At 72.0% G+C, this 26140-nt stretch carries 22 protein-coding genes and 1 pseudogene; 4 read left to right on the top strand and 19 right to left on the bottom strand.

Going from position 1 to position 26140, the window contains the following annotated elements; genetic code table 11:
- Both HW130_RS35960 and HW130_RS17760 read left to right on the top strand, forming a co-directional pair.
- Positions 1 to 88 (top strand): annotated as a pseudogene (locus HW130_RS35960) (TetR/AcrR family transcriptional regulator); the annotation flags it as partial.
- A 226-nt stretch (positions 89 to 314) separates the two neighbouring features.
- Entirely contained in the window at positions 315 to 2069 is a 1755-nt protein-coding gene (locus HW130_RS17760) for a VCBS repeat-containing protein (protein WP_309140464.1), read from the top strand.
- Between the two features lie 73 nt (positions 2070 to 2142).
- Here the strand turns inward: HW130_RS17760 and HW130_RS17755 are convergent, their stop codons facing one another.
- Positions 2143 to 2394 carry a hypothetical protein gene (locus tag HW130_RS17755; protein WP_177150588.1) on the bottom strand — a complete coding sequence of 84 codons (252 nt, stop codon included), beginning with the start codon at positions 2392 to 2394 and terminating at the stop codon, positions 2143 to 2145.
- Complete coding sequence (locus tag HW130_RS17750) at positions 2394 to 3215, bottom strand: trans-aconitate 2-methyltransferase (protein WP_177150587.1); 822 nt, start codon at positions 3213 to 3215, stop codon at positions 2394 to 2396. The genes HW130_RS17755 and HW130_RS17750 overlap by 1 nt, the downstream gene beginning before the upstream one ends.
- Positions 3216 to 3346: 131 nt before the next feature.
- Here HW130_RS17750 and HW130_RS17745 point away from each other — a divergent pair, with 131 nt between their 5' ends.
- Positions 3347 to 3844, top strand: a complete 498-nt coding sequence (locus tag HW130_RS17745) for a MarR family winged helix-turn-helix transcriptional regulator (protein ID WP_177150586.1) — start codon at positions 3347 to 3349, stop codon at positions 3842 to 3844.
- Here HW130_RS17745 and HW130_RS17740 read toward each other — a convergent pair.
- From HW130_RS17740 to rsmI, 16 genes are all read right to left on the bottom strand, one after another.
- Positions 3803 to 4561, bottom strand: coding sequence for a response regulator transcription factor (locus HW130_RS17740; protein WP_177150585.1), 759 nt, complete (start codon positions 4559 to 4561; stop codon positions 3803 to 3805). The genes HW130_RS17745 and HW130_RS17740 overlap by 42 nt on opposite strands.
- Before the next feature lie 307 nt (positions 4562 to 4868).
- Entirely contained in the window at positions 4869 to 5975 is a 1107-nt protein-coding gene (gene galK / locus HW130_RS17735) for a galactokinase (RefSeq protein ID WP_177150584.1), read from the bottom strand.
- Positions 5972 to 6940, bottom strand: coding sequence for a UDP-glucose 4-epimerase GalE (gene galE, locus HW130_RS17730; RefSeq protein ID WP_177150583.1), 969 nt, complete (start codon positions 6938 to 6940; stop codon positions 5972 to 5974). Before galE ends, galK begins: the two co-directional genes overlap by 4 nt.
- Complete coding sequence (gene galT, locus HW130_RS17725; protein ID WP_177150582.1) at positions 6941 to 7981, bottom strand: galactose-1-phosphate uridylyltransferase; 1041 nt, start codon at positions 7979 to 7981, stop codon at positions 6941 to 6943.
- A 165-nt stretch (positions 7982 to 8146) separates the two neighbouring features.
- Positions 8147 to 8842: a LuxR C-terminal-related transcriptional regulator gene (locus tag HW130_RS17720; protein ID WP_177150581.1), complete on the bottom strand. Its 696-nt coding sequence runs from the start codon at positions 8840 to 8842 to the stop codon at positions 8147 to 8149.
- A gap of 217 nt (positions 8843 to 9059) precedes the next feature.
- Positions 9060 to 10823, bottom strand: a complete 1764-nt coding sequence (locus HW130_RS17715) for a PQQ-binding-like beta-propeller repeat protein (RefSeq protein WP_177150580.1) — start codon at positions 10821 to 10823, stop codon at positions 9060 to 9062.
- A gap of 66 nt (positions 10824 to 10889) precedes the next feature.
- Positions 10890 to 12632 carry a PQQ-binding-like beta-propeller repeat protein gene (locus tag HW130_RS17710; protein WP_177150579.1) on the bottom strand — a complete coding sequence of 581 codons (1743 nt, stop codon included), beginning with the start codon at positions 12630 to 12632 and terminating at the stop codon, positions 10890 to 10892.
- A 67-nt stretch (positions 12633 to 12699) separates the two neighbouring features.
- On the bottom strand, positions 12700 to 14334 hold the full coding sequence (locus HW130_RS17705; RefSeq protein WP_177150578.1) for a PQQ-binding-like beta-propeller repeat protein: 1635 nt from the start codon (positions 14332 to 14334) through the stop codon (positions 12700 to 12702).
- A 242-nt stretch (positions 14335 to 14576) separates the two neighbouring features.
- Entirely contained in the window at positions 14577 to 16385 is a 1809-nt protein-coding gene (locus HW130_RS17700; protein WP_177150577.1) for an ABC-F family ATP-binding cassette domain-containing protein, read from the bottom strand.
- 36 nt (positions 16386 to 16421) lie between these two features.
- Positions 16422 to 17732, bottom strand: a complete 1311-nt coding sequence (locus HW130_RS17695; protein ID WP_177150576.1) for an acyltransferase — start codon at positions 17730 to 17732, stop codon at positions 16422 to 16424.
- Between the two features lie 389 nt (positions 17733 to 18121).
- A complete protein-coding gene (locus HW130_RS17690) occupies positions 18122 to 19021 on the bottom strand; it encodes a 4-(cytidine 5'-diphospho)-2-C-methyl-D-erythritol kinase (protein WP_177150575.1) in 900 nt (299 codons plus the stop codon).
- Positions 19018 to 19878 (bottom strand): 16S rRNA (adenine(1518)-N(6)/adenine(1519)-N(6))-dimethyltransferase RsmA, encoded by an 861-nt coding sequence (gene rsmA, locus HW130_RS17685; RefSeq protein ID WP_177150574.1) that lies wholly within the window; start codon positions 19876 to 19878, stop codon positions 19018 to 19020. The genes HW130_RS17690 and rsmA overlap by 4 nt, the downstream gene beginning before the upstream one ends.
- Positions 19875 to 21335, bottom strand: a complete 1461-nt coding sequence (locus HW130_RS17680) for a ubiquitin-like domain-containing protein (RefSeq protein ID WP_375256547.1) — start codon at positions 21333 to 21335, stop codon at positions 19875 to 19877. Before HW130_RS17680 ends, rsmA begins: the two co-directional genes overlap by 4 nt.
- 116 nt (positions 21336 to 21451) lie before the next feature.
- Positions 21452 to 22321 carry a TatD family hydrolase gene (locus tag HW130_RS17675; RefSeq protein ID WP_177150573.1) on the bottom strand — a complete coding sequence of 290 codons (870 nt, stop codon included), beginning with the start codon at positions 22319 to 22321 and terminating at the stop codon, positions 21452 to 21454.
- A gap of 83 nt (positions 22322 to 22404) precedes the next feature.
- Complete coding sequence (locus HW130_RS17670) at positions 22405 to 22854, bottom strand: hypothetical protein (RefSeq protein WP_177150572.1); 450 nt, start codon at positions 22852 to 22854, stop codon at positions 22405 to 22407.
- A gap of 147 nt (positions 22855 to 23001) precedes the next feature.
- On the bottom strand, positions 23002 to 23859 hold the full coding sequence (rsmI, locus tag HW130_RS17665; protein ID WP_177150571.1) for a 16S rRNA (cytidine(1402)-2'-O)-methyltransferase: 858 nt from the start codon (positions 23857 to 23859) through the stop codon (positions 23002 to 23004).
- Between the two features lie 61 nt (positions 23860 to 23920).
- On the opposite strand from rsmI, the gene HW130_RS17660 reads away from it, so the two are divergent.
- On the top strand, positions 23921 to 25648 hold the full coding sequence (locus HW130_RS17660) for a phospholipid carrier-dependent glycosyltransferase (RefSeq protein ID WP_177150570.1): 1728 nt from the start codon (positions 23921 to 23923) through the stop codon (positions 25646 to 25648).
- A gap of 90 nt (positions 25649 to 25738) precedes the next feature.
- Here HW130_RS17660 and HW130_RS17655 read toward each other — a convergent pair.
- The coding region (locus tag HW130_RS17655) for a hypothetical protein (RefSeq protein WP_218183648.1) at positions 25739 to 26140 on the bottom strand (402 nt) is incomplete at its 5' end.

The following is a 26140-nucleotide window of genomic DNA, read 5'->3' as shown; positions in this document are numbered from 1 at the left end:
GGTCGCGGCGCATCTGGTGAACCTGGCGTGGCACGGCCTGGACGGTCTGGAGCAGAAGCCGCGCCTGATAGGTCACCGCAAGAACTGACGCGGCGGCGTCCCGCTGCGAAGTCCCCCGGCGCGAGCAGCGGCCGGCCCCCTCCGGCGAGAGGGGGCCGGCCGCTGCTCGCGCCGGGAGGCACCGCGCCGGAAACAGCGTGGAAATCGAGCGGTTCTCCGTACATCCCTTGATCCCCCTGGACTGTCTATACCGGTGCCTCGTCCCGACGACGAGGCGTGAACCGACTTTTCCCCGAGGGGGGACTTTGACTTCAGTGGAATCCGGCCGCCCCGCCGTCGTGCGCCGTACGGCGGCGCGCCGCGTCGCGGCCTGCACCGCGCTGGTCGTCTCGGCGGGCATGCTGCTCGCCGTTCCGGCGCAGGCGGACGACGCCCCGGCGTCGCGCAAGCCGGTGGAGCGCACTGCTCCGACCGTCGAGAGCATGCCGAAGTCTCCGATCATGCAGTCCGGCGCGGCGAAGGCGCCGTCGGCCTCCGTGGCCGGTGTCGCCGAGGCCGCGGCGCCGGCCGTGCCGCGCAGTGACCTCGACCGCGACGGCTTCAGCGATCTGCTCCAGCGCACCGTCGACGGCCAGTACTGGGTGACGCCGACCGGCAGCGAGGAGACCTACCCCTACCTGCTGGGCGAGAGCGGCGAGACGTTCAAGGACGCGTTCACGGTCGCGGGCATAAACGCGGCCGACCCCACCCGTCCCACGGTCTTCACGCTGTCCGCCGACGGCCGCCTCTCGTCGTACGTCAGCCACGACGCCTACGCCGACCTGCAGTGGTCGGGCACGGGCTGGCAGCAGTTCAACAAAATCTTCTCGCCCGGCGACCTGACCGGCGACGGAGTCGGCGACGTCCTCGCACGCAACTTCGCGGGCGAGCTGTTCCTGTACCGGGCCCAGCCCGGCGCGGCCGAGCCGTTCGCGCCGAAGGTCCGCGTCGGCTCCGGGTGGGGCCAGTTCGACCAGCTCGTGGGTGTCAACGACGCCGACGGCGACGCGATCGCGGACCTGTTCGCGCGCAACCCCGCCGGTGAGCTGTTCTTCTACGGCGGCACCACGGCCGAGCAGCCGTTCAAGCCGCGCGTGAAGATCGGCACCGGCTGGGGCGTCTACAACCAGCTGTTCAGCGTGGACGACATGAACGGCGACGGCTTCGGCGACCTGCTGGCCCGCAGCGTGTCCGGCACGCTCTACCGGTACATCTCCACCGGCACGGGCGCCTTCCAGGCGAGGACGCAGCTCAGCACCGGCTGGAACCACGTCTCGCAGTTCTCCGGCGCGGGCAACAACCCGCACTGGGGCAAGAACGAGGTCCTCGCCGTCAACACGTCCGGTGTCATGTACGCGTACTACGGCATGAACAACGGCCAGCTCAGCCCCCGCGAGGAGGGCGGCCCCGGCTGGGGCGGCGCGAAGCTCACGCTCACCTCCTCGTTCAACGACGACGGCTACGGCGACCTGCTCGAGATCTTCGAGGACGGCACGCTGTGGAACTACGACGACTACGTCGGCGACAGCGAGATCGGCAGCGGCTGGGGCATCTACAACACCCTGGTCGGCCCCGGCGACCTCTCCGGCGACGGCAAGGGCGATCTGCTGGCCCGCGACAGCGCCGGTGTGCTGTACCTGTACCGGGGCAACGGAAACGGTTCGGCGTTCGCCGCCCGTCAGAAGATCGGCACCGGCTGGGGCCAGTTCACCGTGCTCGCCGGCGCCGGTGACATCGACGGCGACGGCCGCGCGGACCTCGTCGCGCGCGCCAAGGACGGCAGCCTGTACCTGTATGCGGGTACGGGCACGGCCACGGTGCCGTTCAAGGCGAAGAAGCTGATCGGCACGGGCTGGAACCAGTTCAACAAGTTCGTGGCGCCCGGCGACCTGACCGGTGACGGCCGCGCCGACCTGCTGGTCCGCGCGTCGGACGGTGTGCTGTACCGCTACGACGCCGACGGCAAGGGCGGCTTCAAGCCCAAGGCGAGGGTCGGCTCGGGCTGGAACACGTACCGCACCCTGCACTGATCCCGCTGCCCCGGCAGCACGGCGCCCCGCCGCGGTTCTCCCGCTGCGGGGCGCCGTCGTACGCCCGGCCCCCTCAGCCGGCCGGCTCCCGGAGCTCCAGGCGGTCGCCCACCGGGGCCTCGGAGCAGAACCGCTCGTGTCCCGGCAGGTCCTCGTCCCCCACGGCCTTCGCACCCAGCCTCTCCAGCCTTCGCGCGTACGTCTCGATACCGGTGACGAGCAGCCCGGGATGCGCCGTGCCCGGCACGTCGCCGTGGTACGCGCGCGGCGCGTCCTTTGCGCCGGGCGGGGCGGCGAGCTGGACGTGGCCGACGGCGGCGGGCATCACGCCACCTTCCGGGCGAGGGCGAAGACGCGGCGGAACGGGAACACGGTGCCGTGCGGCCCCGGCGGATACGCCTTGCGCAGCAGGTCCCGGTACTGGCCCAGGAACTCGCGCTCGGCCTCCGGGTCGTCGGCGAGCTCGGTGAGGACGGGACGCAGCGCGGTGCCCTTCACCCAGTCGAGCACCGGGTCCTCGCCGCCGAGCAGCTGGAGGTAGGTGGTCTCCCAGGTGTCCGTGTCGCAGCCCAGGTCGGCGAGCCGCAGCAGGTACTCGGCGGGCTCCAGGATGTGCACGTAGCGCCGCCCGTGGTCGCCGAGTCGCTCGCGCCACTGCGGGGACGCGCACAGCTCGCCGAGCAGGGCGTGGCTCGGCGAGGTGAAGTTGCCGGGCACCTGGAAGGCGAAGGTGCCGCCGGGCGTGAGTCCGTCGATCCAGACGGCGAAGGACTCGGGATGGTTGGGGACCCACTGGAGCGCCGCGTTCGAGACGATCAGGTCGTACGGCTCGTCGGGGGTCCAGTGCGCGGCGTCGGCGAGACGGAAGTCCAGCCAGCCGCCGCCGGGTGTGGTGCCGGCGTGGTCCTTCTCGGCCTGGGCGAGCATCTCGCGGGAGAGGTCGAAGCCGGTGATGTGGGCATCGGGCCAGCGGTCGGCGAGGAGCGCGGTGACGTTGCCGGGGCCGCAGCCGATGTCGGCGATCCGGGCGGGGCGGCTGCCGGAAGGCAGCTGGGGTATGCGGGCGAGCATGTCCAGGAAGGGGCGCGTGCGGTGCCCGGCATGGCGCAGGTACTGGTGCGGATCCCAGGTGGGTACGGAAGGCATGTTCGAGTCCCCCTTGCAGGAACGGACGGCCAAAAACGGAACGGTTCCGGGCCGACCCTGCCCAATAGTCAAGCAGAATATATCTTGACGTCAAGAGACTTCATGTCGACAGACCAACTACACTGATCGACATGGAGGACGAGGTCGATCGACTGGTCGCAGCATGGCGCCGAGAGCGCCCGGACCTCGACGTGGAACCGCTCGAGGTGCTCAGCCGCGTCTCCAGACTCGCCCGCCATCTCGACCGGGCCCGCCGGCTCGCCTTCGCCGAGCACCAGCTGGAGCCGTGGGAGTTCGACGTGCTCACCTCGCTGCGCCGGGCCGGCGCGCCGTACCAGCTCTCCCCCGGCCAGCTGCTCACCCAGACACTGGTCACGTCCGGCACGATGACCAACCGCATCGACCGGCTCGCCAAGAAGAATCTTGTCGAGCGGCTGCCCGACCCCAGCGACCGGCGCGGCGTCCTGGTGCGGCTCACCCCCGAGGGCCGCGACCGGGCCGACCAGGCGCTGGCCGGACTGCTCGCCCAGGAACGGGCGATCCTGGCCGAGCTCTCCCACGCCCAGCGCGCGGAACTGGCCGCACTGCTACGCCAGTTGACCGCCCCGTTCGACAACATCCCCGGCTAGGTCCACCGGACCGACACCCGCCCTGCGCGCCAGGGCGACCGCGGCGAGGGTGGAGTGCACGCCGAGCTTGCCGAGCACGTTCTGCATGTGCGTCCGGACGGTGTGCGGTGACAGGAAGAGGCGCTCGGCGACCGCTTTGCGCCCCAGGCCCGCCACCATGCAGCGCAGTACCTCTTGTTCGCGCGGGGTCAGCGACTCGACCAGCTGCTCGCTCTCGGTGCGGTGCTTGCGGGCCGCGGTCAGCTCGCGCAGCACGCCGGTGAGCAGTGCGGGCGACACATGAGTCTCGTCCCGCAGCACCCCGCGGACCACGCCCAGCAGCCGTTGCAGCGAGCAGTCCTTCGCGACCCAGCCCGACGCCCCCGCCTGGAGCGCGAGCGCCGCGCGGGCGGCGTCGTCCTTCTCGGCGAGCACCACGGACCGCACGGCGATCTGACGGACACGGACACCGGCGACCAGCGAGATCCCGTCCACCAGCCCGTCGTCGGCGCCGGCCACCGAGCGCGGCGCGGGCACCGGAGAGATGCCGAGATCCGCGTCGACGAGCATGACGTCGAAACGCCGTCCCTCGGCCGCGGCCCGCTCCAGGCAGCGCAGCGCGGCAGGCCCGCTGCCCGCCGCGGCGACCTCGACGTCGGGCTCGGCGGCGAGAGCCGCGGCGAGCGACTCGGCGAAGATTCGGTGGTCGTCCACCACCAGGACCCGGATACGGACCACAAGCACCCCCAGTGCCGGAGGACGGATCGGCGCGGATACGACGCCCGGAGAAGGAGGTACAGGAAGTCGCCCGGCCGCCGCCGTGCTCTGACTGATACCCCGCCCCGGACGCCGTACCCTACGGCTTCGCCCCCTGATCGACACCGGCCCCCACCGGTGCTGAGCATCAGGGTACGGACGGGCGGCCGCGACGGAAGCCCCTTTGCGGAAATGACCGTCCCGGGCCCGTCCTGCATCGCGACCGCTGCCGGTCCGTGCCGGGCCCGAACGCACCCCCCGGGCCGGGGGCGCGTTCGGCTCGAGCGCTTCAGGACACGCGCCGCGCCCCCACCGACGGGACCGCCGTGAAGACGCGGGGCCCGTCCAGGGACCGTGCCGCGAACGCCTCCTGGACCGACTTCGCCACCAGGTGCGCCGAGGACGACTCGACCAGCACGATCGCCGAACCGCCGAAGCCGCCGCCCGTCATCCGCGCGCCGAGCGCCCCGGCGGTCAGTGCCGTGTCGACCACCAGGTCCAGTTCGGGGCACGAGACCCTGAAGTCGTCGCGCAACGAGGCGTGGCCCTCCGTCAGGACCGGACCGATCGCGCGGACCTCGCCCGCCTCCAGGTGTGCCATCACGCGCTCCACCCGGTGGTTCTCCGTGACGATGTGACGGACCAGGGCGCGCACCTCCGGGTCGTCGAGGAGGGCCAGGGCGTCGTCCAGCCCGTCGAACGGGACGTCCCGCAGCGCGTCGACGCCGAGCGCCGCCGCGCCCGCCTCGCAGCCGGCGCGGCGCTTTCCGTACTCGCCCTCGCTGTGGGCGTGCTTGACCCGGGTGTCCACGACGAGGAGTTCGAGGCCGTGGGCCCTCAGGTCGAAGGGGATCTGGCGCAGCGCGAGGTCACGGGTGTCCAGGTGCAGGGCGTTGCCCTCGACGCAGCAGGCCGAGGCCATCTGGTCCATGATCCCGGTGGGGGCGCCGACGTAGACGTTCTCCGCCCGCCGGCACATGCGGGCGATGTCGCGGGAGTCCATGCCCAGTGCGTACAGGTCGTTCAGGGCGAGCGCGGTGGCGACCTCGATCGCGGCGGACGAGGACAGTCCGGCGCCGGTCGGCACGGTGGACTCGAAGTGGATGTCGGCGCCGCCCACCGCGAGGCCCGCCCAGCGCAGCGCCCACACGACGCCCGCCGGGTAGTCGGTCCAGTCGCCCGAGCGCGCGGCCGGGGCCAGGTCGTCGACGCGCAGCTCGACAGGATCGCCGGCCACGTCGGCGGAGTGGAGCCGCAGCACGCCGTCGTCGCGGCGCGCCACGGTCGCCACCGTGGTGTGCGGCAGCGCGAAGGGCATGACGAAACCGTCGTTGTAGTCGGTGTGTTCACCGATCAGATTCACCCTGCCGGGGGCTGCCCACACACCGTCGCTCATGAGGCGTTTTCCCTCCTGCGGGCGAATGCCCATGCGTCGGACACGATGCCGGCCAGGTCCGAGCGGCTCGGTCGCCAGCCCAGGCGTTCCTGGGCGGCGGCTGCGGAGGCGACGAGGACGGCGGGGTCACCGCCTCGCCGCTCGGCCATGACCTCGGGCACCGGGTGGCCGGTGACCTTGCGCACCGTCTCGATCACTTCGCGCACGGAGAAGCCGTTGCCGTTGCCGAGGTTGCAGATCAGGTGCTCGCCGGGCTTCGCCGCGTCGAGCGCGAGCAGATGGGCCTCGGCGAGGTCGGCGACATGGATGTAGTCGCGGACGCAGGTGCCGTCCGGCGTCGGGTAGTCGTCGCCGAAGACGGAGATGGAAGCGCGCCTGCCCAGGGCGACCTGGAGGACCAGCGGGATGAGGTGCGACTCGGGGTCGTGGCGCTCGCCGCAGTCGCCGTAGGCGCCCGCGACGTTGAAGTACCGCAGGGACACCGCGGCCAGCCCGTGCGCCGCGGCCTCGCCGCTGATCATGTGGTCGACGGCGAGCTTCGAGGCGCCGTAGGGGCTCGTGGGCGCGGTCGGGTCGGACTCGGTGATGGGGGTCGAGACCGGCTCGCCGTACGTCGCGGCGGTGGAGGAGAAGACGAGGGTGCGCACGCCGGCGGAGCGCATCGCGGACAGCAGCGCCATCGTGCCGCCGACGTTGTTCTCCCAGTACTTCTCCGGCTTGCCGACCGACTCGCCGACCTGCGAGAACGCGGCGAAGTGCAGCACGCCGTCGTACGAGGCGTCGAGATGGCGGGCGGCGTCCTGGATGCGGCCCTCGACGAACTGCGCGCCCGCCGGGACGCCCTCGCGGAACCCGGTGGAGAGGTCGTCGAGCACGGTCACCTGGTGGCCGGCCTCCAGGAGGTGCTGGGCCACCACACTGCCGACATATCCCGCACCGCCTGTGACCAGGTACTTCTTGCTCACTTAGCTCGCTACCTCTCGCAGTCGCTCGGCCGCGGCTTCCGGCGGCACGTCGTTGATGAACACGCTCATACCGGACTCGGAACCCGCGAGAAACTTCAGCTTGCCGGAAGTGCGGCGGATGGTGAAAAGCTCGAGATGCAGGGCGAAGTCGTCCCGCCCGTCCGCGGTGAACGGCGCCTGGTGCCAGGCGGAGATGTACGGGGTCGGCGGTTCGCCCGGGCCGAAGATCCGGTCGAAGCGCCTCAAGAGTTCCAGATAGATCTGCGGGAACTCTGTGCGCGCGGCCTCGTCGAGGGCACGCAGGTCGGGCACCCGGCGCTTCGGATAGAGGTGCACCTCGTAGGGCCAGTGCGCCGCGTACGGCACGAACGCGACCCAGTGCGCGCCCTCCAGCACCACGCGGACCTCCTCGGCCAGCTCGCGCCCCACGACGTCGTCGAACAGGTTGCGCCCGGTCACGGTGCGGTGCCCGGCCGCGGAGCGCAGCATGAGGCCGGTGCGCGGGGTGACGAAGGGATAGCCGTAGATCTGGCCGTGGGGGTGCTGGAGGGTCACGCCGATCTCCGCGCCGCGGTTCTCGAAGCAGAAGACCTGCTCGACGCCGGGCACTTCGGCGAGGTCGGCGGTGCGGTCGGTCCATGCCTCCAGGACGAGTCCGGCCTGCTCGGCGGTGAGATCGGCGAACGCGGCGTCGTGGTCGGAGGTGAAGCAGACGACCTCGCAGCGGCCGAGGTCGCCCGCGAGGGAGGGGAAGCGGTTCTCGAAGACGGCGACGCCGTAGTCGGCGGCGGGGATTTCGCTGTGGCGCCCTTCGCGCGAGGGGCACAGGGGGCATTCGTCGGCCGGCGGGTGGTAGGTGCGGCCCTGCCGGTGCGAGGCGATGGCGACGGCGTCGCCGAGCAGGAGGTCGTGGCGAATCTCGGAGGTGGTGGAGACGGCGTCGAGGGGCCGCGGGTCGACGGCGTCGCGTACGACGTCGTCCCGGGCGTCGTAGTAGAGCAGCTCACGACCGTCGGCGAGCCGGGTCGACGTCTTCTTCACACGGAGCTCCTCACCACTTTCGTTCAGCAGAACCGAACATAACTAATCACGAGCCAACAGAGGGCGTCAATGACCGCCCACCCCGAGGGGACACCTCTGCCCGAAGATCAGGTCCAGTCCGGTGAACCAACCAACAGAATCAAACAAAGAATCCCATCGCGACCGTCAGTCCCGTTCGAGGCCGGACGGCGCACCGCCGTGCGCCGCCCGGTCCAGCAGGCCCGTCCGGGCGGCCAGGGCCGCCGCCTCCAGACGGGAGCCGACGCCCAGCTTCATCAACACGCGCTGCACATGCGTGCGCGCGGTGCTCGGCGCGATGCCCATCCCGGCCGCGATCAGCCGGGTGTCCTCGCCCTCCGCGACCCGCACGAGCACCTCGACCTCGCGTGCGGTGAGCAGCGAGAGGAGCCGCTGGCCCTCGTCGTCGGGCTGCGCGGCCGGGTTGAGGAGGTCGGCGAACGCGCCCTGGAGGAGCTGGGGCGCCACCACCGCCTCGCCCGAGCGGGCCTTCACCAGCGCGCGCTCCACGCCTTCGATGCGCTCGTCGTGGCGCACGTAGCCGGACGCCCCCGCCGCGAACGCCGCGGCGATGCCCCGCGGGCTGGGCACCGGGCCGAGGACCAGCACGGCCACCTGGGGGCGTTCCCGCTTGATCCGTACGACCGGGTCGAAGGCGCCCGGCGCGGCAGGCGCCTGGGTGCCCAGCAGACAGACCTCGGGCGCCCTGGCGACGACGAGTTCGGCCGCCCCGGCGGCGGGCGCGGCCGCCGCCAGCACCCGGTGCCCGCGCAGTTTCAGCGCCGAGGCGAGCGCCTCCGCGAGCAGTCTGTGGTCGTCGACCACGATGAGCCGCACGCCCATCGAGCAACCCTCCCCGTTGGAGCAGGCCCCCCGGCCTCCTGACCCGGCAAGCTACACGCTCGTACCCACGAGCGCGCCCCCAACTCGGCAGAAGCGCCCCGGAATGCCGAATTCGTCGGTAAACAGGGCCACTTGTACCGGCCCGGCCCCCGGCGACAAACACCGCGGCCCGGCCCGTCGAAGCGACGGGCCGGGCCGGACGGCGTTCTCGTACGGGTCAGTCGGCCACGCTGAAGGCGACCGCGAGGTACTTCTTGCCGAACTGCGAGTCGTTCTCGCGCGGCTTGCTCATCAGGTCCTGCGAGACGAAGAACCGGCCCGCCGCGTAGTCATACTCGGCGCCGGTCTCCGGGAAGCTCGTCTCGGCGTCGCGCACGGCGCGGTCGGAGGGGTTCTCCAGCAGCACCGTCTGCTTGAAGGTGGCACCGTCGATGCTCACGACCTGACCGCCCTTGTTGTAGGGGGGCCACTTGTAGACGATGAGGTTGCCACCGTCCATGCGCAGCGGCAGCGAGTGGTAGCCGTCGCCGGCGTCGGCGCGCTCGGGCGTGCCCTTGCCGGTCGCGAGGTCGAAGGCGACGATCTCGTTGGTGCGGCCGAGTGCACCGCCGCCGTCGTGCTCGGTGGTCGGCAGGTAGAGCCTGTCGTTGCCGACGAGCACGAACTGGCAGCCCTCGACGCCGTCGCTGGCCGAGCAGCGGGCCAGGTACTGGTCGCCCGGAGCCGCGATCTTCGCGCGCAGCTTGCCGGTCTTGCCGTCGATGGAGAAGAAGTCCGAGATGCCGAACGTGCCCGTGTCGCCGACGTCGGCGGCGACGACCAGCGGGTCGCTGGACACGACACGGGCGTCCTCGACGCCCGCCGGCATCTTGTACGACGACAGCGGGGTGCCGTTGTCCGCGTTGAGCGTCTGGACGCTGGCCGTCCGGTTGCCGTAGTCGCCGCAGGTGCGGACCGCGACGAGCGTCTTGCCGCCGGCGTAGCCGATGTCACGGCACTGCTGGGCGTCGACCTTGGGCTTCCAGCGGACCTCTCCGGTGGTCAGGTCGAACGCGGCACCGCCGTAGAGCCCGCCCGCGGCGACCGTGTTGCCGCTCTGGGTGACCTGCTCGAACTGGCTCTTCGCGTCGCCGTCGCCGGGGACCGACTTGCTCCACAGCAGCTTGCCGGTGTTGAGGTCGAGGACCCCGACCTCGGTGCACTTCTCGTAGAACTTGGGGGCGGTGCGCTTCTTCGCCTCGAAGAGGATCGCCGTCTTGTGGTCCTCGGTCATGTGGCGCGAGGCCGCGCACACCTGGCCGGCGAGCGGGGTGGTCCACAGGACGCTGCCCTTGGCGACGTCGTACGCGACGACCGAGTTGACGCCCGGCTTCACGTACGCCTTGTCGGTGACCCAGGAGCCGGGGACGGCCGTCAGGTCCTCGCGCGCCGGCTCGGGAAGCTGGAAGGCGACCTTGGCCTTGGTGTTCGCCCCCGCCTTCTCCTTGCCGGCCCCGTCCGGGGCGGGCTTGGTGTCGCCGCCGCCACCGCCGCCGGACGCGCCGCCCGAGGAGTTCTTGGCCTCGTCCTTCTTGCCGTCGTCACCGGTGCTCGCGTACACGATGCCGCCGACGACGATCAGGACGATGGCCACGCACGCGGCGATGATGATCTGCATCTGCGTGCTGAGCTTCCGGCCGCCGCCGCTGCCACTGTTCTGCGGCGGCACGTACTGCGGCTGCATGGGCTGCGTCGGGTAGCCGTAGCCCTGCTGCGGGTAGCCGTAGGGCGGCGGGGCCTGGGGCGGCTGCCCGTACGGCGGCTGGGCGGGCGGCGGGGTCTGCGGGTAACCGTACGCGCCGTCCTGCGGCGGGTTCGGCGCGCCGAACCCGCCTGCCGGCGGCTGCTGCGGAGCACCGAACCCGCCCTGCGGGGGCTGGTGCGGCGGCTGGCCCGGCGGCGGACCGGGCGGCTGGTTCGGCGGGGGCGGCGGCTGCGTCATGGGGTGCTTACCTCTGGGAACGGTACGGCTGAAGAGCGGACAAGGGTTCAGGGACGACGGTCACGGTCACTGGCCGAAGGCCATCATGGTCTTCGTCTCCTTCTCCTCCTTGTCGTTGCTCGCGCTCACCCGCCCGGCGGCGATGAAGAAGCGGCCGTCGGCGTAGACCGTCTTGGGCGAGTAGAAGGTGTTCTCGATCTGCGCGGTGGACGCCGGGTGCTGGAGCAGCATCTTCGGCGCGCCGCCGGTGGGGGCGATCGTGGCGACCGTGCCGCCCTTGTCGTAGGAGGCGCCCATGTAGACGAGGACGTTGCCGCCCTCCATCCGCAGCGGAGTCATCTGACGCTCGGCCGGGGCCTTGGAGCGCCACTTGGCCTTGCCGGTGTCGAGATTGAAGGCGACGACCTCGTTGGCGGTGCCGTAGCCCGTCTCGGTCGCCATGTAGAAGGTGTTCGCGTCGGCGGCCACGCCGGTGCAGCCCTCGAGGTTCTGGCCGAAGACCACGAAGGCGCCGCCGCAGCGGGGCTGGTACTTGTCCGTGCCGCCGTCGATCTGCGAGCGCGGCTTGCCGTTGTCGGTCAGCGCGATGATCGACCACTTCTTGGGCTCGCGCTGGGTGAGGGAGACGACCAGCGGGCTCGCCGAGTACACCTTGTCGATCTCCCAGCCCTCGGGAGCGTTGTAGGTCCACTTGGCCTTGCCGGTGACCGGGTCGACCTCCTGGAGCTGCTGCTTGGGCTTGTCGTAGTCCGACGTGGGGCAGCTCGCGCCGGCCAGCAGGCGGGGTCCGCCGGCGAAGGCGAAGGGCTTGCAGTCGCCCGACGGCTTGCCGAACAGCTGCTTGCCGTCGGCGAGGGAGTAGCCGTACGAGTTGCCGCTGCCGCCGACCGCCAGTGTGTTGCCGCTGATGGCGAGCGTGAAGTCGGACAGGCCGGCGAAGCCGGAGACCTTGGGGATCGACTTCTTCCAGCCTGCCTTGCCGGCCTTGAGGTCGACCATCTGCAGGTCGTTGCACTTGGCCTTTTCGGTCAGGCCGTCCTCGACCCCGAAGACGATCTTCCCGTCCTCTGAGGCGTTGGCGGGCGCGGAGCACACCTTGGTGCTCACCGGCACGCTCCACTTCTTGGTGCCATCGATGACCGAATACCCGGCGATCTCGCGGTACATGGCCTTGACGACGGTGTCGCCGACCACCCACGGGCCGAACACGTCGGAGCCGTTGCGCGGCAGGTCGACGTCGTTCTTGGTCAGGAAGAGGACCTTGGCCTCACCTGCCTGGCGTCCCGCGTTGAGGTCCTCCTCGCCGTCGCGCGCCCCGCCGTCGCCGTTGCCGTCGCCCTGGTCGACGGTCGGCGAGCCGGTCGGCTTCGGGTCGTCGCTGGACTTGCTGACGTTCGGCTTGTCCTGCTTGTCGTCCCCGGCGACGGCGAAGTACGTGCCACCGCCTATGAGCAGCAGCGCGGCGGCCGAGGCGGCCACGATGATGCCGGTCTTCCCCTTGAAGAAGTTGCCGGAACCGCCGGACGGCGGGGTCGGCGCACCCGGGTACTGCGGCTGCGTCGCGTAACCCCCGTACGGGCCGGGCTGGTTGTACGGGCCCGGCTGCTGGTTGTACGGGCCGGGCTGCTGGGCGTACGGGCCGGGCTGGCCCGCCTGCGGGTATCCGTAGCCGGGCTGCGGAGCGCCCGCGGGGGGCGTCGGCGGGGCGGGCGGCATCTGGGGTGGCTGGGCGGGCGGCTGCGGGACGCCCTGCGGGTCCTGGGGAGCTCCGAAGCCCGGCTGCGGCGGCTGGTTCGGCGGCTGTGTCATGGCGTACTACCTCTGGAGTGTTCGGTGCGAGTAGGGGTGGGGGATGTCCGGATGACCCAGACCGCGTTCACTTGCCGAAAGCCATCATGGTGTTGGTCTCCCGCTCCGCCGCGTCGTTCAGTGCCTGGACCATGGGGGCGACGAGGAAGAGCCTGCCGTCCGCGAAGACCGCCCGTGCATCGGAGAAGCCTTCGGCGTCCGTCTTCGGGAGCCTGAGCAGGACCTTGCGCTCCCCGCCGGACGGGGCGACCGTCGCGACAGCGCCGCCCGAGTAGAGCGAGGGTCCGACGTGGTGCACCACCGTGCCGTCCTCGGCGGTCATGGGCGTGATGGTGCGGTCGTCGCCGGCCGACGAGACCCCCGTGCGCCTGCCCGTGTCGAGGCCGAACGTCACGACCTCGTGGCCGCCCTTGGTGGCCAGGTACACGGCGGCCCCGTCGGCCGCGGCGCCCGCGCACCAGCCCTGGATCTCGCCGCGCAGCTGGATCGCTCCGCTCCCGCAGCGGGGCTCGAACTCGTCGTCGCCGAAGGCGATCCGCGAACGCAGCCGGCCGGTGTCCGTGAGCACGAACACCTTCTTGTCGACGACCTCGCCCGCCATGTCCTCCTTGTGGGCGAAGAAGGCGACCGGGGCGACCGAGAAGACCTTGTCGACCTTCCAGTCGGCGTCCAGCGTGTACCGCCACGCGGGTCTGCCGGTGGCCGGGTCGATCCCCTGGATCTCCTCCTTGGCGACCTCGTCGGCGGCGGTGGGGCACTCGGCCGCGGCGATCAGCCGGGACCCGCCCGCGAAGGCGTAAGGCAGGCAGCCGGACGACGGCATGGCGAAGAGCTGACGGCCGTCGGTGACGGAGAACCCGAACGAGGTGCCGGTGCCGACGGCGGTGACCGTGTTCCCGCTGAGCGCGAGCACCAGGTCGGAGAAGCCGGTCATGCCCTTGGGCTTGGGCACGGTCGTGCGCCAGCCCGCCCTGCCCGTCTTCGCGTCGATCATCTGCAGGACGCTGCAGTCGGACTTCGCCGTATGGCCGTCGAGCACCCCGATGACGATCTTGCCGTCGGGCGAGTCCTGCGGGGCGGCCATGCAGAGGTCGGAGTCGAGCTCGACGGTCCACTTCTTGGCGCCGTCCGTCACCGAATAACCCGTGACCTCGCGGTACATGGCCTTGACGACGGTGTCGCCGACCACCCACGGCCCCTGGGCGAAGGTGCCGTCGCCGGGCAGGTCGGTCTCGTTCTTCGTCACGAACAGGACGCGGGCGTCACCGGCCCTGCGCTGGGCGTTCGGGTCCTTCGCCGCGTCGTCCTGCCCGCCGGAGGCGGTGGGCGAGCCGGCGGGCTCCGGGGCATCGCCCGGGGCGCCGGCGACGGACGGCGTCTTCTCGTCGTCGCCGCTCAGTGCCGCGTAGGTGACGCCGCCCGCGACGAGCAGTCCGGCCACCGCCGCGGCGACGACGCGGCCCGTCCGGCTCGCCAGGAAGCGGCGTGGTCCACGTGGCTGAGGCGGCACCTGGGGCTGCGTCGGGCAGGGCCCGTACGCGGGCGTGGCGTAGGGCCCCGTCTGCGGATAGCCGTACCCGGTCTGCGATGCAGGCGTCTGCGGCGCCTGCGCGGGCGGAGGGGGATACGCGCCCCCCTGCCACTGATGGTGCGCGGCGCCGAAGCCCCCCTCAGGCCCCTGTCGATCAGGCGGCTGAGTCATCAGCGCCTCCCCCTTCTCCTGCGGTCCGCTGCCCGGCGGGCACCCCCACGGCTTTCGGCGTGGTCGGCGGTGCCCCGGCCCCCGTGGCCCCCCGGCGGGCGGCCGGAAAGCGCAGCCGGACGCGCTTCTTTGTATCACCCACGACGAACGCGGAACGGGCTCGGTCCGCCCCTGTTCCCAAGGGAGGACCGGCCCGTGATGCTGTTGTTACGCGGTTTCCACGGCTTCTCTACGAGCGGCTTCTAGGCGTCTTCCGCCAGTTCGAGCCAGCGCATTTCCAACTCGTTGCGTTCGCCCGCCAGTTCGCGCAGCTCGGCGTCCAGCTTCGCGACGCGCTCGAAGTCGGTCGCGTTGTCGGCGATGTGATCGTGCAGCTTGCTCTCCTTCTCGGAGATCTTGTCGAGCTGTCGCTCGATCCGCTGCAGTTCCTTCTTCGCCGCACGCGCGTCCGCGGCCGACTTCTCCTTGCCTCCGGCGGCCGCAGGGACGGCCGGCGGTGTGGGCACGGACGCCTCGACCATGCGCGCCCGGCGCTCCAGGTACTCGTCGATGCCGCGCGGCAGCATCCGCAGCGCGCCGTCGCCGAGCAGCGCGAACGTGCGGTCCGTGGTGCGCTCGAGGAAGAACCGGTCGTGGGAGATGACCACCATCGAACCGGGCCAGCCGTCGAGCACGTCCTCCAGCTGCGTCAGCGTCTCGATGTCGAGGTCGTTCGTGGGCTCGTCGAGGAAGAGGACGTTCGGTTCGTCCATCAGCAGGCGCAGCAGCTGGAGGCGGCGCCGCTCACCACCCGACAGATCGCCGACCGGCGTCCACTGCTTCTCCTTGCCGAAGCCGAACTGCTCGCACAGCTGACCCGCGGTCATCTCGCGGCCCTTGCCGAGGTCGACGCGGTCGCGGACCTGCTGCACCGCCTCCAGCACCCGCAGTGCCGGGGGCAGTTCGGCGACGTCCTGCGAGAGGTACGCGAGCCTGACCGTCTTGCCGACGACGACGCGGCCGGCCACGGGCTGCCTCTCGCCCTCGGTGCGGGCGGCGTCGGCGAGGGTGCGCAACAGCGAGGTCTTGCCCGCGCCGTTGACGCCGACCAGACCGATGCGGTCGCCGGGGCCGAGCTGCCAGGTCAGGTGCTGCACCAGCACCTTGGGGCCGGCCTGGACCGTCACGTTCTCCAGGTCGAAGACCGTCTTGCCGAGCCGGGCGCCGGCGAACTTCATCAGCTCGGACGTGTCGCGCGGCGGCGGCACGTCGGCGATGAGCTCGTTCGCGGCCTCGATGCGGTAGCGGGGCTTGGAGGTACGGGCGGGGGCTCCGCGCCGCAGCCAGGCCAGCTCCTTGCGCATCAGGTTCTGCCGCTTGGCCTCCTCGGTCGCCGCGATGCGCTCGCGCTCGGCCCGGGCGAAGACATAGTCGCTGTAGCCGCCCTCGTACTCGTACACGGCCCCGCGCTGCACGTCCCACATGCGGGTGCAGACCTGGTCGAGGAACCAGCGGTCGTGCGTGACGCAGACGAGCGCCGAGCGGCGGGCCTGCAGATGCTTCGCGAGCCAGGCGATGCCCTCCACGTCGAGGTGGTTGGTGGGCTCGTCGAGGACGATCAGGTCCTGGTCGGCGATGAGGAGCTTGGCGAGCGCGATACGGCGGCGCTCGCCGCCGGACAGCGGCCCGATCACGGTGTCGAGTCCCTGCGGGAAGCCCGACAGGTCGAGCCCGTCGAACAGCCCGGTCAGCACGTCGCGGATCTTGGCGTTCCCGGCCCACTCGTGGTCGGCCAGGTCGCCGATGACCTCGTGGCGGATGGTGGCCTCGGGGTCGAGCGAGTCGTGCTGGGTGAGCACGCCGAGCCGCAGCCCGCCGCTCTGGGTGACACGGCCGGTGTCGGGCTCCTCCAGCTTGGCGAGCAGGCGGATGAGCGTGGTCTTGCCGTCGCCGTTGCGGCCGACGACGCCGATGCGGTCCCCCTCGGACACGCCGAGGGAGACGGAGTCGAGCAGGGCGCGTGTGCCGTACACCTTGCTGACTGCCTCGACATTGACCAGATTGACGGCCATTTTTCTCCTGCCAGGGGGAACGATCGACCTCCCAGCCTACTTGGCACGTGCTCCGGCCCGTTCCACCAGCAGCCAGCCGCCGAGCGCCAGGGCGACCGCCACGGGTGCGCTGACCGGCACCGCGACGAGCGTCGCGGTCCTGCCCTCCAGCAGCCCCCCGAAGCCGACCATGGACAGTCCGAGGACGCCGAACAGGCACAGGGTGATCCCCGTGGCGGCGACGGGCCCGGTGCCCGGAACGGGCGCACCGGCGCCGTGTTGCGCGGGCCGCTCGAAGCGGCGGAAGACGGCGACGAGGCCGGCGGTCGCCAGCGAGGCCGCGGCGATCCGGAACGGGGCCCCCGCCCACCAGGCGGCGCCCGCGGGCTCCGGCAGTTCCAGGCCCGCGGCGATCATCGCCCCGTACACGCCGAGCATGGCGGTCAGGTGCCACAGGAACGCGGTCATGGCGACTCCGTTCGCTGCGACGACGCCTCGCCAGACGCGGGGGCGGCGCAGCAGGCGGGCACCCGGCCCCTTGAGCAGCTCGACGGCGCCGACCAGCCACAGCCCGTGGCAGAGCAGGGCGAGGGTGGGCGGAGCCATGTTCGAGATCTTCTCGCCGGGCATCCCGACCATGGAGAGCGGATACGGCCCGAGGGCGACGAGCGCGGCGGCTCCGGCGAGACCGGCGGCCGCGAGGGGGGCTGGCCTGCGGATACGGCCGTCCGCCCGCAGGAAGCCGAGCTGGTGGACGGCGAGCCAGACGAAGGCGAAGTTCAGGAACTCGACGAAGGGGACGTCCGCGGCGAACCGCAGCACGTCGACGGCGGCCGCGGCTGCGGCGAGCGCCCCGAAGGCGCCCCAGCCGAAACGCTCGTGCAGCCTCAGCAGCGGCGGGGTGAACGCGACCATCGCGAGATAGATGCCGATGAACCACAGCGGCTGGGCGACGAGCCGCAGCGCGACCCCCGTCGTCCCGCCGCCCCCGCCGAGCAGTTGCACGGCCAGCGCGGCGGTGCCCCAGACGAGGACGAAGGCCATGGTCGGCCGCAGCAGCCGCTGGAGGCGTCCGCGTAGGAAGACGGAGTACACGGCCCGGTCCGGGTGCCGGCGCCGCAGCGACCGGTACGAGAGGGCGTGCGAGAACCCGCCGACGAAGAAGAAGACGGGCATCACTTGGAGGACCCAGGTGAGGACCTGCAACTCCGGCACGACGGCGAGCAGGTTCCCGACCCCGTCGTCGGTCACGGCGGCCATGAGCCAGTGCCCGCCGACGACGACGCCGAGGGAGGCGACGCGAAGGAGGTCGACGTAGCGGTCGCGGGTGACGGGGGTGGCGGCGGCGAGTTCGGTGACGGTGGCCATGCGCTTACGCTCGCGCGGGGCGGGGCGTGGCGGGAGGGCGCATGTACTCAGGTACGGCGTGAGTACGGGGTCGCCTGCGGCGGGCTTGTTCCCCACCCCGCCCCTTCCCGAACCGGGGGCTCCGCCCCCGGGCCCCCGCGCCTCAAGCGCCGGCGGGGCTGGATTTCGCTGCGCGGAATCAGCCCGTCTGGGGGTCCCTCCCACGGCCGCCAGGCCGTAGGGGGAGATTGAGGACACCGCGCGAAGCGCGGTACGGGGCCCGGGGCTTGCCCCGGTTTCGGGATGGGGGTACCTCCCACGGCCGCCAGGCCGTAGGGGGAGGGCGGGGTGGGGATAGGCGCCCCGCGCAGCGGCCTCGCACGCGCCCGGCCCCCGCGCCCCCCGACGCCTCAGGCCGACACGATAGTCGCGCCCGCCGCCGGCCCCGTCGCCACCCGCGCCGCGCGGCACGTGCCGGAGACCGTCAGCGCCGACGCCACCGCCTCCGCCGCGTCCTCGTCCTTCGTCAGGAACGCCGTCGTCGGGCCCGAGCCCGAGACGAGGCAGGCGAGCGCCCCGGCGGCCATGCCCGTCGCGAGCGTCTCGGCCAGCGACGGGCGCAGCGAGAGCGCCGCGGGCTGGAGGTCGTTCACGAGCGCGCCCGCGAGTGCCGCCGCGTCGCCCGTGCGCAGGGCGTCGAGCAGCGCGGGCGAGGCGACGGGCTCGGGCACGGCGACACCCGAGTTCAGCCGGTCGAACTCGCCGAACACCACCGGCGTCGACAGCCCGCCGTCCGCCATCGCGAACACCCAGTGGAACGTCCCGCGGACCTCGAGCTCCGTGAGCCGCTCGCCGCGGCCGGTGCCCAGCGCCGCGCCGCCCACCAGGCTGAACGGCACGTCGGAGCCCAACTCGGCGCAGAGGGAGAGCAGTTCGTCCCGCGACGAGCCGAGGCCCCACAGCGCGTCGCACGCCAGCAGCGCGCCCGCGCCGTCCGCGCTGCCGCCCGCCATGCCGCCGGCGACCGGGATGTCCTTGTCGATGTGGATGTGCACGTCGGGCGAGATCCCGTGGCGGGCCGCGAGGAGCTCGGCCGCGCGGGCCGCCAGGTTCGTACGGTCCAGGGGGACCTGGTCGGAGCCGGGTCCGGCGCAGGTGAGGGTCAGCGACGGGGTCGGGCGCACCGTCACCTCGTCGTACAGCCCCACGGCGAGGAACACGTTGGCCAGGTCGTGGAAGCCGTCGGGACGCACCCCGCCGACCGCCAGCTGCGCGTTGACCTTCGCCGGCACCCGTACGGTCACACTCACTGCTTCGCCTCCGCGATCCGCGCGAACTCCTCCACCGTCAGCGCCTCACCGCGCGCCTGCGGCGAGACTCCGGCCTCCACCAGCGCCGCCTCCGCGGCGGCGGGTGATCCGGCCCAGCCCGCGAGCGCGGCCCGCAGGGTCTTGCGGCGCTGCGCGAAGGCCGCGTCGACGACGGCGAAGACCTCCTGGCGGGAGGCCGTCGTGGCGAGCGGCTCCTTGCGGCGCACCAGTGACACGAGGCCGGAGTCCACATTGGGGGCGGGCCAGAAGACGTTGCGGCCGATCGCGCCGGCCCGCTTGACCTCGGCGTACCAGTTGGCCTTGACGGACGGGACGCCGTACACCTTGTTCCCCGGCCGGGCGGCGAGCCGGTCGGCGACCTCCGCCTGCACCATGACGAGGGTGCGCTCGATCGTCGGGAAACGTTCCAGCATGTGCAGCAGGACCGGGACGGCGACGTTGTACGGCAGGTTCGCGACGAGCGCGGTCGGCGCCGGACCGGGCAGCTCCCGCACGTGCATGGCGTCGGAGTGGACGAGCGAGAAGCGCGACGCCTTCTCGGGCAGGCGGGCGGCGATCGTCGTCGGCAGGGCCGCGGCGAGCACGTCGTCGATCTCGACGGCGACGACCCGGTCCGCAGCCTCCAGCAGCGCGAGGGTCAGCGATCCGAGCCCGGGACCCACCTCGACGACCACGTCGTCGGGCTCGACCTCGGCCGTGCGCACGATCCGGCGGACCGTGTTGGCGTCGATGACGAAGTTCTGGCCGCGCTGCTTGGTGGGGCGTACGCCCAGCGCGGCGGCCAGTTCGCGGATGTCGGCGGGGCCGAGGAGTGCGTCGGGATCAGTGGTGCTCACCGATACAGCCTACGGCCGCAGTGCGGCCACGGAGTCGCCCCCCGCTGCATGTAGAGCTTCTTCGCCCGGTACGTCTGTTCCGCGGGGGACGCGTCCTGCGGGCGTCCGCTGCCGCCCAGGGAGCGCCAGGTCCCGATGTCGAACTGGTACAGCCCGCCGTAGTTCCCCGAAGGGTCGACCGCGCCGGGCCGGCCGCCCGACTCGCAGTCGGCGAGGGCGTCCCAGTTCAGGTCGTCGGCCCCGCCCACGGACGACGGCAGCTGCCGGGTGCCGACCCGCACCTGTTCGGTGACCGGCTCGCGCACGAGCTCCTCGGAGAGCTTGCGCGGCTTCTGGCGCACGCCGTTGACCGTGCGCAGCGCGTACGTGACCCGGCGCGCGCCCGGCGCGCCCTGCCGCACGACGATCTCGGTGCCGGCGAACAGCTGCGGGTCACGGGTCCTCTCGACGGCGTACGGGACGGGCTCCTCGTGGACCTCGCGGGTGCCGGTGATGCGCAGGACGGTGACGGTCTGGCCGTCGCGCGGGAAGCTCTCGGGCGGCACGGAGGTGGTGTCCTGTCCGTGCAGCGTGATGCCGGCCTCGGCGAGCGCCTCGCCCACGGTCGGCGCGTTGGTGCGGATGGTGCGCTCTCCCCCGTCGGCCATGAACGTGACGGAACGCTCGGTGCGCACGTCGAGCGCGAGCCCGGAGCGCGGGACGGCCGACGAGCGGGAGACGGACACGAACGCTCCCTCGGCGCGGACGCCGAGCTGCCGCAGCGCCGCCTCGACCGTGCGGGCGGTGGTCCACACGGTGCGGCGGTGGCCGTCGAGGGTGAGGGCGAGGGGGCGGCCGTAGCGGACGACGACCTCGTCGCCGTTGTCGAGGTCGGCGCCCGCTCCGGGCGCGACGATGTCGTGCGGGCTGACGGCGAGACCTTCCTCGTGCAGCAGTTCCCGGACGTCGTCGGCGAAGGTGTGCAGGGTGCGGGGGGCGCCGTCGACGGTGAGCCGCACGGACTTGTCGGCCGCGACGAAGGCGGAGGTTCCGCCGGCGAGGAAGGCGACGACAAGGGCCTGCGGGACGAGTCGGCGCAGGGTGTCGGGCCGCTCCGCCGCGCGGCGGCGCCGCCCGCGCGCCCGTCCGCCCGTGCCGGACGCCCCCGTGCCGCGCGTTGTGTCCTCGTACGGGGCCGGCATCCGGCGTGGCAGCTGCGGCCCGGACCCGCCCGGCCCGCCGTGCGCCGGTGCCGAGGGGGCGGGAAGGCCGCTGCCGCGCAGGTCCGCGTTCGGCACGGTCGGCGCGTACGCGGCGGCGAGACGCGCGTCCACGATCGTCGGCTCCGGCGGAGCGTCCGCACCCGCTGCTTCGGCCTGCGGGGCGGCCGGGACGTCCGGCCCGCCGGCGAGCACGGCCCAGGGCGCCTGGCGGCGACCGCCGCGTGCGGCACGGTGACTGCCCTGCGCATTGCTCACGACGCTCCAGAGGATGTCCGGCCCGACACGTGGCACCGGACAGTATCGGAGCGTTCGTCACTCTCCAAAGCGGCACGAACACGCAGCGTCGCGAGAGGCTGGTGCGCCCGATCGGTTCAGTAATCGAATGCGCGCGCGGTGTTCGCCGCGATCGCCGAGGCCAGCGTGTCCTCGTCCAGCCCCTTGACCTTCGCCATGGCCCGCAGGGTGACCGGAACGAGATAGGGCGCGTTGGGCCGTCCGCGGTACGGGGCCGGGGTGAGGAACGGCGCGTCCGTCTCCACCAGGACGAGTTCGGTGGGGGCGACGGCGAGCGCGTCGCGCAGCGGCTGGGCGTTCTTGAAGGTCACGTTGCCGGCGAAGGACATGAAGTAGCCCGCGGCCGCGCAGGCTTCCGCCATTTCCGCGTCGCCCGAATAGCAGTGGAACACGGTGCGCTCCGGCGCGCCTTCCTCCGCGAGAATGCGCAGAACGTCCGCGTGGGCCTCGCGGTCGTGAATGACGAGGGCCTTGCCGTGCCGTTTCGCGATCTCGATATGCGCGCGGAAGGAGCGCTCCTGGGCGGCCATTCCCTCGGGCCCCGTACGGAAATAGTCGAGACCCGTTTCGCCGACGGCCCTCACCTCGTCGAGGGCCGCGAGACGGTCGATCTCGGCGAGCGCGTCGTCGAGCGCGGCGTCCCCGCCCGCCTCCCTCGCCCCCTGCCGCGACCACCCCCCGGGATCCCCCAGCACGATGCGCGGCGCCTCGTTGGGGTGCAGTGCGACCGCGGCGTGGACCTCCCGGTGCGCGGCGGCGGTCTCGGCGGCCCACCGGGATCCCTTGATGTCGCAGCCCACCTGGACCACGGTCGTCACGCCCACCGCCGCGGCCCTGGCCAGGGCCTCCTCGACGGTGCCGTCCTGCATGTCCAGGTGGGTGTGCGAATCGGCGACCGCCACCCCGAGCGGTTCGGGCAGCGGCGGCGGTGCGGACTTCGAACTCATGGGCGCGATCCTACGAGGCGCCCGCCCTCGGCCTCACGCGCGGTGGCGGCTCACTCACGGCTCACCTGCCGCTCGCGCACGGCTCACTTGCGGTGGTGGAAAGGGTGGAGCAGGTCGGAGAGATGCCAGTGATGCGCACGCACCGGGCCCGGGGGCTCGCCCTTCACGGGGGCGCCCCCGGCCGGAGGCTCGGCGGCTTCCGTGGCCGCGCCCTGCGCTTCGGCGGGCGACGCCGTGGGCACGGGGTGCGCCCGCGGCTGGCCGTACATCTCCGCCATCATGTCCCTGACCGAGGAGACCTGCCCCGCCCGCATGATCCGGACCCGGTGCCTTCCGCAGTTCACGCAGGTCGGGGCCTTGAGCGGGGAAGGCACCCGCACGCCGCCGGTCTTGTAGACGACGAAGGCCCGGCCCGCCCCGTCGGTGTGGTGCTCGATGTCGTACGACTGCTCCCAGCCGTGCCCGCAGTACATGCAGGCGAAGGAGTAGTCCTCGTGGCCGGCGGCGGTGCCGGTGCCTGTGGTCTCACTCATGCCAGCTCCTCTCCACTGATCCAGTGGACGCCTGTTCCGGCGGGAGCGCATCAGCGCCGGTCGAACAATGGAAGGCTCTTTGACTTCCCTTGCCGAAAGGGCCGCTGCAGGCTCTGGGCTTTGCCTTTCACCATAGTCCTTTACGTCTCACTGGGCCGATCGAGTCGCGTTCTTGGCAGCGACGACGGCATCGAACACCTCGCGCTTGGGCAGACCCGCTTCGGCGGCCACCGCGGCGATCGCCTCCTTGCGCCGCTCCCCCGCCTCCTCTCGCACCCGCACCCTGCGCACCAGTTCGTCGGCGTCGAGTTCGGCGGGGCCGGTCTCGGGGGCGCCCTCGACGACGACGGTGATCTCGCCGCGCACGCCCTCGGCCGCCCAGGCCGCCAGCTCGCCGAGGCCGCCGCGCTTGACCTCCTCGTACGTCTTGGTCAGCTCCCGGCACACCGCCGCGCGCCGGTCGGCGCCGAAGACCTCGGCCATCGCGGCGAGCGTGTCGTCGAGGCGGTGCGGCGCCTCGAAGTAGACGAGGGTGCGCCGCTCGTCCGCGACCTCGCGCAGCCGGCCGAGGCGCTCGCCCGCCTTGCGGGGCAGGAAGCCCTCGAAGCAGAAGCGGTCGACGGGCAGTCCCGACAGGGCGAGCGCGGTCAGCACCGCCGAAGGCCCCGGAACGGCGGTGACCTTGATGTCCTGCTCCACCGCGGCGGCGACGAGCCGGTAGCCGGGGTCGGAGACGGAGGGCATGCCCGCGTCCGTGACCAGCAGCACCCGCGCGCCGCCGACGAGCGCCTCGACGAGCTCGGGGGTGCGCGCCGACTCGTTGCCCTCGAAGTACGACACGACCCGCCCCTGCGTGTGCACGCCGAGGGCCTGGGTGAGCCGGCGCAGCCGCCGCGTGTCCTCGGCGGCGACGATGTCGGCGCCCGCCAGCTCGGCGGCGAGCCGCGGCGGCGCGTCCGCGACGTCGCCGATGGGTGTCCCTGCGAGTACGAGCGTTCCTGTCACAAAGCCATCCTCCCAGGACGGGAGGCACCACTCGCACAGCCGTGTTCCCTACGATGGCGCGGTGACCAGTACCGCTCCGCACACCATCGAGGGCAAGGACGCAGGCCAGCCGCCGCCCGGCTGGCAGCAGCGGCTGCGCCGATTCGGCTACACGCCCCGGCCCGTGATCGGCCTGCGCGAACGCCTGGTGCCGCCGTACACCCGCCCCTCGGGACGGCTGTGGGCGGTGCTCGGCCTCCGGCCGGGCGACGTGGAGCCGCTGCTGAGGATCGCCGCCTGGGGCGGTCCGGTCCTGGTGGCGCTGCTCGCCGGAGTGCTGCGGTTCTGGAACCTCGGCAAGCCGCACGCGGTGATATTCGACGAGACGTACTACGCCAAGGACGCCTGGGCCCTGATCAACCAGGGCTACGAGGCGAGCTGGCCGAAGGATGTCGACAAGACGATCCTCAGGGACGGCTCGTCCGTCCCGATCCCCGACGACCCCGGCTATGTGGTGCACCCACCGGTCGGCAAGTGGGTCATCGGGCTCGGCGAGAAGATGTTCGACTTCACGCCCTTCGGCTGGCGCTTCATGGTCGCCGTGCTCGGCACGCTGTCGGTGCTGATGCTGTGCCGGATCGGGCGCAGGCTCTTCCGCTCGACGTTCCTGGGCTGCCTGGCGGGTCTGCTCCTCGCCGTGGACGGCCTGCACTTCGTCATGAGCCGTACGGCGCTGCTCGACCTGGTGCTGATGTTCTTCGTGCTCGCGGCCTTCGGCGCGCTGCTCGCCGACCGCGACCGCTCACGACGCAGGCTGGCCGCCGCGCTCCCGGCGGACGCCGACGGCGTGCTGCGCCCGGACGCCAAGGTCGCCGAGACGCTGCGGCTGGGGTGGCGGCCCTGGCGGCTGACGGCCGGCGTGATGCTGGGCCTGGCGGCGGGCACCAAGTGGAACGGCCTGTACATCATGGCCGCGTTCTGTGTGATGAGCGTGCTGTGGGACGTGGGCTCGCGGCGCACGGCCGGCGCGGTGCGCCCGTACGTGGCGGTGCTGAAGAAGGACCTGGTCCCCGCGTTCTTCTCGACGGTGCCGGTCGCGCTCGTCACGTACATGGTGTCGTGGACCGGCTGGCTGGTCACCGACAAGGGCTACTACCGGAACTGGGCGAGCACCGGGGACGGCAGAAAGAGCAGCTGGGGCTGGCTGTTCCCGGACTGGTGGCGCAGCTTCTGGCACTACGAGACGCAGGTCTACGAGTTCCACATCGGCTTGACCTCCGGCCACACCTACCAGTCGAACCCGTGGAGCTGGCTGGTGCTGGGCCGCCCGGTCTCGTACTACTACGAGGACCCGGCCGCGGGCACGGGCGGCTGCCCCAAGGGCACCGCCGACAAGTGCGCGAGCGAGGTCCTGGCCCTGGGCACGCCGCTGCTGTGGTGGGCCGCGTGCTTCGCCCTGTGCTACGTACTGTGGCGCTGGTTCTTCCGCCGCGACTGGCGCGCGGGCGCGATCCTGTGCGCGTTCCTCGCGGGCTGGGCCCCCTGGCTGCTCTACCAGGAGCGGACGATCTTCCTGTTCTACGCGGTCGTCTTCGTGCCGTTCCTGTGCCTGGCGGTCGCGATGATGATCGGCGCGATGCTGGGCCCGCCGGGCTCCGACGAACGCCGCCGGACGGTGGGCGCGATCGGGGCCGGCGTGCTGGTGCTGCTGATCGTGTGGAACTTCATCTACTTCTGGCCCATCTACACGGGCACGCCGATCCCGATGGAGGACTGGCGCGGCCGGATGTGGCTGGACACCTGGGTGTAGCTGTGACGACGACGGGCCCGGCACCTCTCGGTGCCGGGCCCGTCCGGGTCGTTGCCGGTCGTTGTCAGTCGTCCCGGCTCGTCCCCGGTGTCATCCACCTGTGTTCGCAGCAGCGTCCACGCACTCCTGGAACGTGTTCTGCTGGAGGCACTTGGGGAGCGACGCGTTCCACTGGGTCAGCTGCTTGGTTGCCTCGGTCCGCTGCGTAGCGTTCGAACTCTGGGCCTCCTTCAGCGTGGTGTTCACCTTCTTCGAGAAGTCCGTCGCCGCCTTCTGATCCGTCGGCTTCGTACCGGACTGCAGAGCCGACACCAGGATATCCGCCGTCGTCTTCACGACATTCGTCGCGGTCACCTTCACGCTCGTCGGCGCATTCGAATTCACCACGTCCACCAGGACATCCGTCGTCGTCTTCACGGTGTTCGTCACGGCTATCTTCACCGCGGGCGACGCCTTCGACTTCAGACAGCCCTTCAGGACATTCGTCGTCGA

It is taken from the genome of Streptomyces sp. PKU-EA00015 (assembly GCF_013387495.1).
In the GTDB taxonomy this organism is placed as follows: domain Bacteria; phylum Actinomycetota; class Actinomycetes; order Streptomycetales; family Streptomycetaceae; genus Streptomyces.
The sequence above is the reverse complement of the archived record's forward strand: the minus strand, read 5'-3'. Positions and strand labels throughout refer to the sequence as shown.

Excerpts from the sequence above, each read along its gene's own strand:
- HW130_RS17755 (WP_177150588.1), bottom strand. The coding sequence starts at position 2,394 with ATGCCCGCCGCCGTCGGCCACGTCCAGCTCGCCGCCCCGCCCGGCGCA.
- HW130_RS17700 (WP_177150577.1), bottom strand. The coding sequence starts at position 16,385 with ATGGCCGTCAATCTGGTCAATGTCGAGGCAGTCAGCAAGGTGTACGGC.
- HW130_RS17710 (WP_177150579.1), bottom strand. The coding sequence starts at position 12,632 with ATGACACAGCCGCCGAACCAGCCGCCGCAGCCGGGCTTCGGAGCTCCC.
- HW130_RS17720 (WP_177150581.1), bottom strand. The coding sequence starts at position 8,842 with ATGGGCGTGCGGCTCATCGTGGTCGACGACCACAGACTGCTCGCGGAG.
- HW130_RS17670 (WP_177150572.1), bottom strand. The coding sequence starts at position 22,854 with ATGAGTGAGACCACAGGCACCGGCACCGCCGCCGGCCACGAGGACTAC.
- HW130_RS17705 (WP_177150578.1), bottom strand. The coding sequence starts at position 14,334 with ATGACTCAGCCGCCTGATCGACAGGGGCCTGAGGGGGGCTTCGGCGCC.
- galK (WP_177150584.1), bottom strand. The coding sequence starts at position 5,975 with ATGAGCGACGGTGTGTGGGCAGCCCCCGGCAGGGTGAATCTGATCGGT.
- HW130_RS17750 (WP_177150587.1), bottom strand. The coding sequence starts at position 3,215 with ATGCCTTCCGTACCCACCTGGGATCCGCACCAGTACCTGCGCCATGCC.
- HW130_RS17695 (WP_177150576.1), bottom strand. The coding sequence starts at position 17,732 with ATGGCCACCGTCACCGAACTCGCCGCCGCCACCCCCGTCACCCGCGAC.
- HW130_RS17715 (WP_177150580.1), bottom strand. The coding sequence starts at position 10,823 with ATGACGCAGCCGCCGCCCCCGCCGAACCAGCCGCCCGGTCCGCCGCCG.
- HW130_RS17745 (WP_177150586.1), top strand. The coding sequence starts at position 3,347 with ATGGAGGACGAGGTCGATCGACTGGTCGCAGCATGGCGCCGAGAGCGC.
- HW130_RS17675 (WP_177150573.1), bottom strand. The coding sequence starts at position 22,321 with ATGAGTTCGAAGTCCGCACCGCCGCCGCTGCCCGAACCGCTCGGGGTG.